Annotated in this window: 8 protein-coding genes; 5 read left to right on the plus strand and 3 right to left on the minus strand. The window is 69.7% G+C overall.

The annotated features are described in order from the left end of the window. Positions 1 to 36: 36 nt before the first annotated feature. Together QQS53_RS11430 and QQS53_RS11435 are read left to right on the plus strand one after the other, a co-directional pair. Complete coding sequence (locus QQS53_RS11430; protein ID WP_472775933.1) at positions 37 to 741, plus strand: glycerophosphodiester phosphodiesterase family protein; 705 nt, start codon at positions 37 to 39, stop codon at positions 739 to 741. A 20-nt stretch (positions 742 to 761) separates the two neighbouring features. Beyond that, on the plus strand, positions 762 to 1,679 hold the full coding sequence (locus QQS53_RS11435) for a DUF5926 family protein (protein WP_472775934.1): 918 nt from the start codon (positions 762 to 764) through the stop codon (positions 1,677 to 1,679). Positions 1,680 to 1,688: 9 nt separating this feature from the next. Here QQS53_RS11435 and QQS53_RS11440 read toward each other — a convergent pair whose 3' ends face one another. Together QQS53_RS11440 and QQS53_RS11445 are read right to left on the minus strand one after the other, a co-directional pair. Beyond that, positions 1,689 to 5,372 (minus strand): alpha/beta fold hydrolase, encoded by a 3,684-nt coding sequence (locus QQS53_RS11440; RefSeq protein WP_472775935.1) that lies wholly within the window; start codon positions 5,370 to 5,372, stop codon positions 1,689 to 1,691. Positions 5,373 to 5,412: 40 nt separating this feature from the next. Beyond that, positions 5,413 to 6,525, minus strand: a complete 1,113-nt coding sequence (locus tag QQS53_RS11445) for an enterochelin esterase domain-containing protein (RefSeq protein ID WP_472775936.1) — start codon at positions 6,523 to 6,525, stop codon at positions 5,413 to 5,415. A 157-nt stretch (positions 6,526 to 6,682) separates the two neighbouring features. Between QQS53_RS11445 and QQS53_RS11450 the strand changes: the two genes are divergently transcribed. Next, positions 6,683 to 8,245, plus strand: a complete 1,563-nt coding sequence (locus QQS53_RS11450; protein ID WP_472775937.1) for an FAD-dependent monooxygenase — start codon at positions 6,683 to 6,685, stop codon at positions 8,243 to 8,245. On the opposite strand, the gene QQS53_RS11455 is transcribed toward QQS53_RS11450, so the two are convergent. Beyond that, complete coding sequence (locus QQS53_RS11455; RefSeq protein ID WP_472775997.1) at positions 8,179 to 9,786, minus strand: (2,3-dihydroxybenzoyl)adenylate synthase; 1,608 nt, start codon at positions 9,784 to 9,786, stop codon at positions 8,179 to 8,181. The two genes, QQS53_RS11450 and QQS53_RS11455, sit on opposite strands and share 67 nt — an antisense overlap. 129 nt (positions 9,787 to 9,915) lie before the next feature. Here QQS53_RS11455 and QQS53_RS11460 point away from each other — a divergent pair, with 129 nt between their 5' ends. After that, positions 9,916 to 10,167, plus strand: coding sequence for a phosphopantetheine-binding protein (locus QQS53_RS11460; protein WP_472772681.1), 252 nt, complete (start codon positions 9,916 to 9,918; stop codon positions 10,165 to 10,167). Positions 10,168 to 10,382: 215 nt separating this feature from the next. Next, positions 10,383 to 12,746, plus strand: coding sequence for a YncE family protein (locus tag QQS53_RS11465; RefSeq protein WP_472775938.1), 2,364 nt, complete (start codon positions 10,383 to 10,385; stop codon positions 12,744 to 12,746). Positions 12,747 to 12,847 lie beyond the last annotated feature (101 nt).

Here is a 12,847-nt window from a genome sequence, read left to right on the forward strand (position 1 = left end):
AACCGGGCGGCAGAAGAAAAGAGGTGGCTTGCGCGCGTGGACATCGTGGCTCACCGCGGGTATTCCGGCAAATACCCGGAAAACTCCGAGGCGTCCTTCGCGGCGGCGCTGCGGTTGGATATCTGGGGCATCGAATGCGACGTGCGCCTGACCCAGGACGGCTACGTGGTGGTCATCCACGACGCCAAGCTGGACCGGACCGCGGACCGCACCGGCGTGATTTCCCGCATGAAGTGGGCGGAGGTCGCCCGCGCGGACATCGGCAGCGGGCAGCGGCCGCTGCTCCTCGACGAGCTGCTGGAGCTGGTCCGCGCCACCGACCGGCACCTCTACATCGAGACTAAGCACCCCGGCACCCCGGGCGACGTGCTGGAAGAGCAGGTCGTGTTGCGCCTGCGGTACGCGGGCATGGTGGATGATCCGCGCATCCACGTCATTTCTTTCTCCCGCCGGGCTATCGGCCGCATGCGGCAGCTGGCGCCGCAGGTGGACCGCATCTACCTGCGCCGCGACTGGGAGCGCCACGTCAACCGGCGGGACATGCTGCTGCCGGACGCGACGGGCCTGGGCATGTCGCTCATGCGCGCCAAGCTGCAGCCCTCGGCCATCGGGGCACACGGGCTGCCGACCTACCTGTGGACCGTGGACCGCCAGGCCGATATCAAGTGGGCGTGGGCCAACGGCGTGGACGTGCTGGCCACGAACCAACCGGAAGTCGCCCTCCACGCCATTAAGTACTAAACGCCAGGTATCTTAGGGGCATGGCTAAAAAGAAGAAGAAAAAGGAAGATCTGCCAGACGGCATGTCCCGCCGGCAGGCCAAGCTCGCCGCCCGCGCGGCTGAGCGCGCTGCCCTAGAGAAGGACCCGCGCCCCTTCGGCGGGCTGCAGGCGGAGGCCACCCTGGTGGCCATGCAGGAGTTCGTCCCCTCGGCGTACGCGAAGCTGCCGGTCAAGGGCATCGACCGCGACGTCTACCTGGCCACGGTGCTGCCCGGCGCATCGGCGGCCCTCATCCGCGACGACGAGTACGGCGGGGCCGCCTTCGTGGCCCTGCAGGTCCAGTCGCACACCCACAACCCGGGCCGCGACCTAGCCTTCGCCCTGAACTGGGTGAAAAACCACGGCGCGGGCGAGACCCTCGAGTCCACGGCCGCGGACGGCACGGAGCCGCAGCTGAGCGAGCTTATCGATGCCTCCGCGGACCTAGACGTCGAGGTCTTCCAGGACTTTTCCTGGTGGATTCCCGAGGGCGCGCCCAGCAACCCGGCCATCCAGCAGTCCCTGCAGGCCGCGAACCAGTCCGTGGTGGCAACCCACCCGGTCGGCGCCGAGGTCAGCGGCACCGCCTTCTGGTCCGCCGGCGGGGACAAGTCCTATATCCGCTGGGTCCGCCCCACCGATGACGAGTCCGCCTTCCTCAACGCGATTGCCCGCGTGGCCGCCCGCGAGGAGATGAACCTCGGCGAGGGCACCAAGTTCGCCGGTGTCTTCCGCACCCACGGCGTCATCGCCCCGGTCTTCGACCTGCCGGCCGATGCCGACCCGGCCTCCTTCGAGTCCGAACTCCAGCGCGTCGACGCCGCCCTGGAATCCGAAATTGCTAACGATGCCCAGCTGAGCGCCGACGAGCGCAAGCAGCTGCAGAACCTGAAGTCCCGCCAGGTCACCCTGCACTAAGCCCGGGGCTTAATCCCCGGCCCGCCCCGCGCGGTAGTCCTGGGCGATGCGGGCCAGGCTCGCGGCGCTGACCAGCCCGGGGTGGTTCACGTCCAGGTCGTGGACCTGCAGCGTGCCGACGTAGTCGTCCCAGAGGTGGGGATCGCGGTAGGTGTCTTCCGCCGCGGCGCGGTAGAAAACGGTCGGGGTTGCGGCCGCGCCGGTGGTGTGCGCGCGCATGATCTTTGCGTTGTAGCCGATGAGCCGCACGACCTGGGTCACCGTCTCCGCGGACAGCCCGCTAAACGGCCCGGGGGTGTCCTGTAGGGCTGCCGCCGCGCCCTGCTGGTCGAGCTCGCCGTCCGGCGGGGTCTGGCCGGCCATGATGTAGACGCCGCGCAGGCGCTCCTGCTCGGTGGGTGCGGGCAGCGATTGCCAGTGCTCCGCCGGGTAGGAGTCGAGCAAGACCAGCTGGCGCACCGGCGCGTGCCGGGCGGCTTCCTGGGCGATAACGCCGCCCACGGACCAGCCCATAAAGTCGAATTCCCGGGCGTCCGGGAACGCCTGCGCCAGATCGGCGAGGGCCTGGCGCGCGGCGTCGGCTATCGATGCCGCCAGCTCGTCGCCGTGGAAGCCCGGCGACTGCACCGCCACGACGGGCACGTCGCCCGGCAAGGACGCGATGAGGCCGGTATACGCCCAGCCCAGGCCGCCGGCCGGGTGGAAGCAGACCAGGGGGCGGGCCGTGCCCGGGCGCAGGACCAGCAGCCGATCGAAGGGGGACTGGCCGGCCTGCCGGTGGGCCAGCTGCTCGAGGGTGGGGGAGGCGAAGACGTCCGCCACCTGGAGGCCGTCCACGCTGGCGGCCAGCTCCGCCGCGGCCAGGGAGTTCAGCCCCAGCTCGAACAGGTTCCGGTCGGCCGCGGGCAGTTCGTCCAGGCCCAGCAGGCGCTGCACCTGGCGCGCGAGCGCTACCTCCGCCTCCGTGTCGGGCGCGCGGCCGGGCTCGGCCGCAATCTCCGGCGCGGGCAGCGCGCCGCGATCCAGCTTGCCGTTCGCGGTCACCGGTAACTCGTCTAGCTCCACGAAGGCGCTGGGCACCATGTAGGCCGGCAGGCGCCGGGCCAGGTGCTCTTTGAGCTCGGCGGCGCTGGGGTCAGTGCCGGGGCGGGCGAGGACGTAGGCCACCAGCGCGGTGGCCCCGGCGACCTCGCGGGCGTCCACCGCGGCCTCGGCGACCGCGGGGTGGTCCAGGAGCGCGGCCTCGATCTCGCCGGGCTCGAGGCGCTGCCCGCGCAGCTTGAGCTGCCGATCGGCGCGGCCGCGGTAGACAAGCTCCGCCCCGCACCACTCGGCCAGGTCCCCGGAGTCGTAGATGCGTGCGCCATTGCGGAAGGGATCCGGCCGGAAGGACTGGGCGGTCTTCTCCGGCAAGCCCAGGTAGCCCTCGCCCAGCTGCACCCCTCCCAGGAAGAGCCGGCCGATGCCGCCCTCCGGCAGGCGCCGCCCGTGCTTGTCGAGCACGTAGCAGTAGGTGCCCGCCACCGGCGCGCCGATGGGAATCTCGGTCTCGTCCCCGGTCACGGCGTGTTCGGTCACGTCCACCGCGGCCTCGGTCGGCCCGTAGTAGTTGTGGACGCGGACGCCCAGAACGTCCTGGGCGCGCCGGGCCAGGTCCGCCGGCAGGGCCTCGCCGGAGGTGACCACCGCCCGCAGGCGGGGAAGCTCGCGCCCGGCCACGCGCAGGAAGGTGGCCAGCGCCGCGGGCACGAAGTGGCAGACCGTCGTGCCGGTAGCCTCCAGCTCGCGGGCGAGCTGCTGCGGATCGCGGTGCGCATTGGGGGAGGCCACAGCCAGGTTCACCGGGTAGGCGAAGGGGATGAGGAATTCCCAGACGGACACGTCGAAGGAGGCCGGGGTCTTTTGCAGGATGGTGTCGGCTTCCGTCAACCCCAGGTCGGCGACCTGCCAGGCCAGCCGGTTGGCAATCGCCGCCTGGCCGACCACCACGCCCTTCGGCGTGCCCGTGGACCCGGAGGTAAAGAGCACGTAGGCCGGGTCGTGCGCGCCCGGGGCCGCGGGCAGCTCGAGGGCCTGCGGGGCGCGGTGGGCGTCGAGCGTCGCCGGGTCGACGGCGAGCACCGGGCGGGCGGTATCCACCATGGCTTCCCGGCGCTGCGCCGGCAGATCGCCCACCAGCGGCAGAAACGCCGCGCCGAGCAGGTTAATAGCGGCCAGGGTGGCCGGCAGCGCCGGGTGGCGGGTGGCCTCCACCGCCACGATCGCGCCCGGGCCCACCGTGACGGACTTCTCCCGGGCCAGCTGCAGAATCCGGCCGGCGATGCCGTCTACCTGCTCCCACACCTTCCGGCGCGCGGCCGGGCCCGCGGCCTCGGCGTCTCGCCTATCCCGCAGCACCTGGGCGATAGTCCGCTGCTCCGCGACGGGGCGGGGCGGGGGCAGCGGAGAGTCGGTGAGGATAAAGGAGTCCAGCGGCTCGTCCGGGGCCGCGGCGGCCTGCTCGGCCAGCAGCACCAGGGCGTCGAGCCGGGCGCTAAGGCGGCGGGCCACGCTCGCGTCCCCGTGCGCGAAGCCGGTCAGGGTGAAGCCACCGCCCGGGGCGGCGGTGAAGATAATCTCGGCGTCCGGGATGGGCCCGACCGCCAGCGTGTCGAGTAAGCCGTCGCAGTCGCCGAAGCGGAATTGCCCGCGGAAGGGCTTGAAGTTCAGGGTCGCGCCGTTGAGCTTGTCCTGCGGGTCGCGCCGCCCAGTCAGCTCCCGCAGGTCCTCCGGGCGGACGCTGGCGTGGTGGCGGACCTCCTCCAGCTCGGCGCGCACCAGCGCGGCCTGCTCGTGCAGGCTAGCGCCCGGGGCTACCGGCACGGTCAGCGGCAAGACCGTGACCTGCGGGGCCGCGACCAGCGGCGCCTTGCCCAGCGGCCGGTTCATCACGGGCAGCCCGAGGACCACCTCGTCCAGCCCGGACATCGCCGCGGTGAGGTGGGCGAGCAAGGCCCCGACGGCGACCAGCCCCGGACGGACCGGCAGCGCGGGGAGTCTCACCTGGTAGCGCTGGGTCGCGCCCACCTGGGCGGCGGCCGCCGGCATCCACGCTCCGGACTCGGCGGGTAGCGGGCGGCCGGCCCAGAAGTCGAGGTCCTCCCCGCTGGCTGCGGCATCGGCGGCCAGGGCCGCGCGCTGGGAAGACAGCGGGCAGTCTGGGGCCTGCTCGCCGGCCGGGGTGGAATAGCACCGCGCCACCCAGTCGATGAACTGGTGGAACAACAGCCCGTCGCCCAGCAGGTGGTGGAAGCGGGCGAACCAGCCGACGTTGCCGTCCGCGTCCACCAGGAGGGTGTGGGCGCTCAGCTCGTCCTGGGTGATGATCCCCGGGGTGCGCATGGCGGGGACGGCGACTTCGCAGGCGGCGGCATCGATGGCCGCGACCTCGCGCACGCTGACCTGCGGGGCGCGCCCCGTGGGGCGGAACTGCGGGCTACCGTCGGGCGCGGAGTAAAACTCGCCGCAGAAGACGTCCACCTGCCGCAGGCAGTCCGTCAGGGTGGAGCGGAGGCGGTCCACGTCGACGCCGGCGGCGATGTGGACGAGCTCGGCGCACTGGCACACGGCTGAGCCTGGGGCGGTCAGCTGAGCGAACCAGAGGGAGCGCTGGCTGCGGGTCAGCGGCAGGCAAGCAGAATCAGGGGTGTCCATAAGAAGTGTCCTCACAGGTGAAAAGTTGTGCTAGCGGTGACTAGTTCTGAGTCCAGTCGCGCAGGCAGCGCTGGATGTCGGCGACCAGGCTGGTGCGCCACCAGGCGATGTCGTGGCCGCCGTCGATGACCTCGAGCTCGCTGTCCCAGCCGTGCCCGGCCAGGGCGAGTTGCAGCAGGTGCGTGCGGCCCACCAGCACGGGCTCGCGGGCGCCAACCTTGAGCTTGAGGCGCGCCGGGCTGGGCTCGGCCAGGCACAGCCGGTGGGTGATCCAGTCCAGGGTGGGGCTTGCCGCACCGCGCGGCCCCGCCCACATCGACGGCGAATAGGCCAGGACATAATCGGCCGCCTGGGGGCGCACCGCCAGGCTGTTCAAGCTGGCCAGGGCGCCTAAAGACTGGCCGGCAATAAACCGCGGGGTGCCGGGCGGGCCGCTGTGCGCGGCCGCCTCGTCGAGGACGGCGGCGAGGAAGGCGTCGTTGCCGGCCAGGTCCTGCTTGCGCTGGGGGGCATCGTAGTGGCAGAGGCTAGCGATGCGCACCGGCAGCCCCAGCGACTCCAGCACGGCGGGCAGCCGGAGCCGCTCCACCCAGGTTTGGGCGTCAAACAGCCAGAGGCTGGCCACCGGCTGCCGGGCCGGCTCGTAGATCCAACCCGGGCGCCCAGCCAGCGTGGCCTTGCGCAAGTTACCGGGCAGCGGCGCGGTGTGAGCGCCGTCCCACGCGGACTGGTCGGGGGCCAGGGGCCCAGCCAGCAAGGACAGGCCGCAGACGCCCTCGCGCACCAGGGGTGGGTGCGGGTTGCCCGGGTCCAGGCGGCGGCCGAAGTGGTTGTGGCGGGGCGGCTGTGGGCGGGCCTCGGCGGCGTCGGCGTATTCGCAAAAGCCGTAGGACGCGCACACCGTGGGGGCTAGCTCCAGGGTGCGGATCCACCAGCGCGTGCCGCTCACGCGGCGCATGAGGCCAACCTCGAAGTCGCTCTTGTCCGTGATGCGGTTGATGTTGAGGTGCACGGCCTGCGGGTTCGACTCGGCGTGGTAGAGGAAGGTCACCCGGTTGGTGGCCGGATCCCAGAGCGGGGACTGGCCGGACCATTCGGCGAGGGAGTCCGCGGTGGCGGTTTCTTCGGCGATAAACGGCGACTGCTTCGGCATAGTTTTCTCACATTCCTACCGGTCGGCGGTAACTACGTACGCAGAGGGGAGGCGGGTAGGGATCGCCACCCCAAAGCGATCTAAGCTTAGCCTAACCAATAGCGGTGGCGGCGGTCGGATCGCCGCGCACCACGTTTCAAGCACTAAAGGAGAGCACATGCACCAGCCCGCACACCACGTCGACGTCCTTATCGTCGGGGCCGGGCCCACCGGCCTGGCGCTGGCCAACCTGCTGGGCCAACGCGGCATCGATACGCTGATTGCCGACGAACGGGAGGCCACCATCGGCTACCCCCGGGCAGTCGGAATCGATGACGACTCTTTGCGGCTGATGCAACAGCTCGGCCTCGAGGAAGAAATTCGCCCGCACTATATCCCGGGCCACTACATGCGGGTGGTCAACGGCGACGGGAAGGTGCTCGCCACCTTCAACGCGCCCGGCCGGCCGAACGGCTACAGCCGCAAGAACGCCTTCCACCAAGGCGAGGTGGACCGCGCCCTGGCCCGCGGGTTGGGCCGCTTCGACAGCGTGGACTTCCGGCTGTCCACGCGCGTGGACGGGGTCGAGGACGCGGGCGACTACGTGCGCGCCCGCGTGGGCGACCAAGCAGTCACCGCCACCTGGCTGGTTGACTGCGAGGGCGGCAGCTCGGCCATCCGCAAGCAGCTGGGGATAGGCTTTGCCGGCCAGACGGATGCCACGCGGTGGCTGGTGGCCGACCTGGCCGATGATCCGGTGGGCACCCCGGGCGGGTTCCTGGGTGCGGATCCGCAGCGCCCGTACGTGTCCATCGGGCTGCCGGACGGGCTGCGCCGCACGGAGTTTCTGCTCCGCCCCGACGAGGAGCTGACCGAGGACTTCGTTCGCCAGCTGGTGCGCGGCCTGACCGGCAGCGACGGGGTGGCCAACCTCATCCGTTACCGCGAGTTCAAGCACCACTCCCGCGTGGCCGAGAAGCTGCGGGTCGGCCGCATCATCCTGGCCGGCGATGCCGCCCACCTCATGCCGGTCTGGCTCGGCCAGGGCATGAACTCCGGCCTGCGGGACGCGGCCAACCTGGCCTGGAAGCTGGCCGGCGTGGTAGACGGAACGTACACCGAGCGGATCCTGGACACCTACGAGCAGGAGCGCCGCGCCCACGTCCAGGCGATGGTGGATCAGTCCACCCTGGTCGGGCGGTTCGTCGGGATGACCGACACACGCGCCGCCCGCGTGCGCGACCTGCTAGCGCGCGGGGCCCAGCGCGTGCCGGCCCTGCGCCGGGCCGTGACCGAGATGCGCTTCAAACCTCTGCCCCGCCTAAGCCAAGGGCTCGTCACCGGCAACTCCCCGGCCGGGACCATGTTCCCGCAGCCGCGGGTCACCGTGGCCGGGCAGGAGCTACTGCTGGATGCCGCCGTCGCCCCGGAGTGGACGATTGTTGCCTACAACGCGCTGCCGGAGGTACCCGCCGCGCTACACGGGGTGGTTTCTGCCCGCCGGGTCGTCCCGACCGCCGCGGCCAGCGGCGCGGACTTGGGCGACAACGGCGCGCTGCACGCCTGGTTCGCCGAGCACCGGGTGGGCGCGGTGCTGCTGCGCCCGGACCTCTACATCGCCGCCGCCGGCACCGTGGCGGAGATGACCCGCGTTGCCGGGCAGCTTGGCCGGCGCTACTTCCGCTGGTCTGACTTGGAGACCTTGCCCACGCCGGTCAGCGGGAATTCGTCGACCAAGTAGATATAGTCCGGCACCGCGAAGGAGGCCAGGCCCGCCGAGCGGGCGAACTTGCGCACCGCTTTCTCGGTCAGGGCGGCGCCTTCCGCGGTATCGCGCGGGATGACGTAGGCGCAGGTCTTTTCGCCCCAGGTCTCGTCCGGCACGCCGATGACGGAGACATCGTGGACGCCCGGGTGTGTGAGCAGGGCGTTTTCCACCGCCTCCGGGGCGATCTTCTCGCCGCCCCGGTTGATCTGATCCTTGCTGCGGCCCACGACCGTCAGGTAGCCGCGGGCGTCTTGGGTTACCAGATCCCCGGTGCGGTAAAAGCCGTCCGCGGTGAACGAGCGCGCGTTGGCCGCGGGGTTTCGGTGGTAGCGCCGGATGGTGTACGGCCCGCGCGTGGTCAGCTCCCCAACCTCGCCTTGGGCGACGGGGTCGCCGGCCTCGTCGACAATGCGGATCTCGTCATAGGGCGACATGGGGTGGCCTTGCGTGTTGACGATGGTCTCTACCGGGTCATCGAGTCCCGTGTAGTTCACCAGGCCCTCGGCCATGCCGAAGACCTGCTGCAGGCGGCACCCCAGCTCGGGTGCTACGCGCTCGGCCACCGCGGCGGACAGCTTCGCCCCGCCCACCCACACGGTGGCCAGGCTCGACAGGTCGTAGTCTTTCCGGGCCGGGTGGTTGAGCAGGCTCAACAGGAGCGGCGGCACCATCGACAGGTGCGTAATCCGCCGCTTCCCAATGACCCGCAGCAGCGTCGCCGGGCTCGGATCCGCCACGAAAACCACGCTCGCGCCGACCATCAGCGCGCCCAAGATGCCCGGCGAACTCATCGTGAAGTTGTGGGCGGCGGGCATGGACACCGCGACCCGGGAATCTGCGTCTAAATCGCAGTGCACCAGGCTCTGGCGCACCGAGTACAGGTAGTCATCGTGTGTTTTGGGGATGAGCTTTGGTACCCCGGTGGTCCCGCCAGACAGCTGCAAAAACGCCAGCTCGCCCGGATCGACCTCCGGCTCGGGGACCGGCTCCCGGTCATCCCAGGGCGCGAGGGAGTCCGCGTCGACCTGGAGCTGGACCAGGTCCGGGGCTTGCTCGGCGAGATCGGCGCGCACCTGGGCCAGGTGCCGCGGGGCATGGACCGGACTGACGTGGAAATAGGCCGGCGCAGTCTGGTGGAAATGCACGATGTCGCGGGTGCCGTGCGCGGGCAGGGAAAACACCGGGACGGCGCCCAGCCGCCAGATGCCGAAGACGACCTCGAGGTAGGCCACGCAGTTGGTCATCTGGACAATGACCCCGTCGCCGCGGCGCACCCCGGCGGCCGCCAGCCATGCCGCCGCCTTTTCGATGCCGTCTGCCAGCTCGCGGTAGGTCAGCTCGCGGTGGTCATCGGCGGCGGCCAACCGGTCGCCGTGCTGCGCGACGCTGCGCCGGAGCATGGCCAGGTGGGTGTCGCCGGTCCATACGCCCTGTTCGCGGTAGTAGCGGGCAGTGTCGTAGTCGACCCCGGTGGCTAGCACCCCGGGATCGTCAGCCGCGGCGAGCGCGGTCATTCTGGGGGACAAGAGAGCTCCTCTCAATCGAAGGTGTAACCTTAGCCTAACCTTAGACTAGCGGCTGTGGGGCGGGCTCTTGGGGCCGCAGCCCGGCCGCTCGACCGTCACTACGAGAGGAAGAAACCTATGGCTAACGATGCACAGCAGTCCCCGGCCGCGGAGATCATCGCCCAGCTGGAGTCCTACCTCCAGCAGGAGCTCGGCACGCAGGATCTGGACCGCGAGGAGGACCTACTGGATCAGGGGCTGGATTCCATGATGCTCATCGAAATCCAGTCCCGGCTCTACGCGCAGGGCGCCGAGGTGGAATTCGGCGAGCTGGCCGAAGAGCCGACTGTCAGTGCGTGGGCAAAACTTATTGAACGTGCTGTGAATTAAGCTCCTACGAAAGGCGGATTACCCCGGATGGGGTCAAACGGGGGTCCGGCCGCGGGAACGACGACCTGCACAAATGCGTGACGACAGCGTCGTTGCTGGACATAGCCTTTCTGCCACTTTCAAGGTATTGCTAAAGTAAGGCTCGCCTTAACGGAATAAGGCTAGCCTTAACTCTCTTTGTCAACCCTCTACCTTGCTGAATAAGGACTCATAACATGCAGAAGAACCTTTCCCGCCGCGCTGGCAAGCGGGCCATCGCCTCCCTCATCGCCGGCGCGATGATTTCCACCGGCACCGTAGCCGTGGTCACGCCCGCCGCCGTCGCCCAGACCACGACCGACGCGCCCACCGCATCCGTGACCGGGGATAAGCCCCGGGGCACCGTGGAAGGCATCGGAGCCGGCACCCTGCACGCCGGTTCCGTCGAGCCGGGCGGGCTGCTGACCTTCTCCGGCGAAGGCTTCGCAGACCGCTCCGGCGTGGAAGACGCCTTCTTCGGGGTCAAGCTTAACGATGGTTCCATCCCCCTGCCGGCCGAACAGGACGGCGCCTCCGTCGGCGACGTCGATGGCTCCGGCACCTTCAACCTGACCGGCGGCCTGCCGGGTGCGGACGGCAAGTTTGAGGCCAAGGTCCGCGTCCCGAAGGACCTGAAGCCTGGCGCCTACTTCCTGCGCGTCCTGGGCGGCCAGGACGGCGGCGAAGGGGTTTCTAAGTGGACCTGGTTCACCGTCACCGACCCGGACGCGGACTCCACCGACAACGGCAATGACAGCGACAAGGACCCGGCCACCCCGGCCGATACTCAGCTGGCGGCCACCGTGACCTCGGGCACCGGCGTGGCCATCAAGGCCTCCGGCTTCGACGCCGGCGAGGAAATCAGCGCCACGCTGGATGGCAAAAACGTCCAGTTCGCCCAGGGGCGCCGCGGATCAGTCGCCACCCTAGCCGCGGACGATAACGGCTCCCTGGCAGGTGCCCTGCGCCTGAGCGAAGGCGCCCTGCCCGCCGGCAAGTCCGGGCAGATCGTGCTGACCGGCAAGAACTCCGCGAAGCAGGCCAAGGCGGAGGTCTCCGGCGTCCCAAACGTGGCCGTCGCGACCGAGTTCGGCTCCACCCCGGCGATGGGCTCGACCGCTGACATCACCATCTCCAACCTCACGGATGGTACCGAGCTATCCGCCCTGGGCGCCGGCGATGTCAACTTCCTGGCCGCCGGCCAGACCGCCCCCGCCGCCGGCGGCAAGATCACCCTGGACAAGGTGGAGATCCCGAACGACGCCAAGCTGCTGGACAAGGCCCTCTACGTCGACCTGCAGGCCCCGGGCGCGGACCAGGCCACCCGCTTCGAGACCACCGTCAAGGTCACCCCGGACAACGCCGTCAAGAACGCCGAGGACTTCGACATCGCCGCCGCCGAGCTGCCCTCCGGCCTTTACCAGACGGCGTACTCGGCCAAGGAAAACTCCGTCTACGTCACCCGCTCCGTGGGCCGCCCGCCGCTGAAGGAAGCCTCCCTCTTCAAGGTCAACGCGGATACCCTCGAGGTGGAAAAGGAAATCACCCCGGAATCTGCCGGTGCGTCGGGCCTCTACGGCACCTACGGCGTGGACGTCGACGACGCCCGCGACCGCGTCTGGGTCACCAACACCCGGCAGAACACCGTCTCGGTCTACAAGGCCTCCGACCTATCGCTCATCCACCGCTTCGAGGACGGTTCCGCCAACCACGCCCGCGACGTCAAGGTAGATCTGTCCACGGGCCTGGCCTACGTGTCCACCCCGCGCGGCGGCACCTCCACCATCGAGGTCTTCGACCTAGACGGCAAGTCCCATTCCAGCATCGACCTGTCCGGCCAGGACTTCGGCGGCACGATGTCCCTGGACCTGGACAAGGAGACCGGCGAGCTGTTCACCGTCTCGCTGGATAAGCCCAAGGCCGCCAAGATTGATGTCCGCAACGGCAACCAGGTCACCGTGTACGACCTCGGTGCGGGAAACCTCGAGTCCGGCTCCGGCATCGCCTGGGACTCTGTCAATCGCAACCTGCACATCACCGGCCAGGGCACCGCGAATGACCTGGTCTACAACGTGGACAAGCAGGAGGTCGTCGCCAACATCCCGACCGGCGCCGGCGCCCTGAACGCCGACTACAACCCGGCCACCGGCCTGGTCTACGTCTCCAACTTCGGCGCCGACACCGTTACTGTTATCGATGCCGCCTCCCTCAAGGTCGTCGCCAACCTCTCCCTGGGTGGTCGCGTCAACCACGTGCAGTCCGGCAAGGACGGCAACGTCTACGCCGTGACCAAGTCCGCCATCGACAAGGATGGCAAGACCTACAACAAGCTGGTCAAGGTCTCTAAGAAGGACTCGGCTCCCACCCAGGATCCGAAACCGGGCAGCAGCCACGGCAGCTCGCTGGACGGTAAGGCGCTCAGCCAGCTGACCCGGGTTATCACCGGCCTGGCCGGTGCCCTGGGCATCGCCGTGGCGGTCACCGGCGTGCTGCAGTTCGTGGTCAGCCACGGCATCATCCCGCGCAACCTCATCCCCGCCGGGCTGCGCAAGTACCTCTAAACGCCTGCTTTAAGGCCGTGGGGCTCGGCTAGCCTCCTTCGCGCAGAAGACTCGGCTAGCCGTTTGCCCACTGTCCTAAACCGGCAGTAATTCCTAGCCCT

The organism is Corynebacterium sp. 2571A, from assembly GCF_055700935.1.

Bases quoted from the DNA above. Each gene is read 5' to 3' on its own strand.
- QQS53_RS11440 (WP_472775935.1), bottom strand. From the start codon at position 5,372: ATGGACACCCCTGATTCTGCTTGCCTGCCGCTGACCCGCAGCCAGCGC.
- QQS53_RS11450 (WP_472775937.1), top strand. From the start codon at position 6,683: ATGCACCAGCCCGCACACCACGTCGACGTCCTTATCGTCGGGGCCGGG.
- QQS53_RS11455 (WP_472775997.1), bottom strand. From the start codon at position 9,786: ATGACCGCGCTCGCCGCGGCTGACGATCCCGGGGTGCTAGCCACCGGG.
- QQS53_RS11445 (WP_472775936.1), bottom strand. From the start codon at position 6,525: ATGCCGAAGCAGTCGCCGTTTATCGCCGAAGAAACCGCCACCGCGGAC.
- QQS53_RS11460 (WP_472772681.1), top strand. From the start codon at position 9,916: ATGGCTAACGATGCACAGCAGTCCCCGGCCGCGGAGATCATCGCCCAG.
- QQS53_RS11465 (WP_472775938.1), top strand. From the start codon at position 10,383: ATGCAGAAGAACCTTTCCCGCCGCGCTGGCAAGCGGGCCATCGCCTCC.
- QQS53_RS11435 (WP_472775934.1), top strand. From the start codon at position 762: ATGGCTAAAAAGAAGAAGAAAAAGGAAGATCTGCCAGACGGCATGTCC.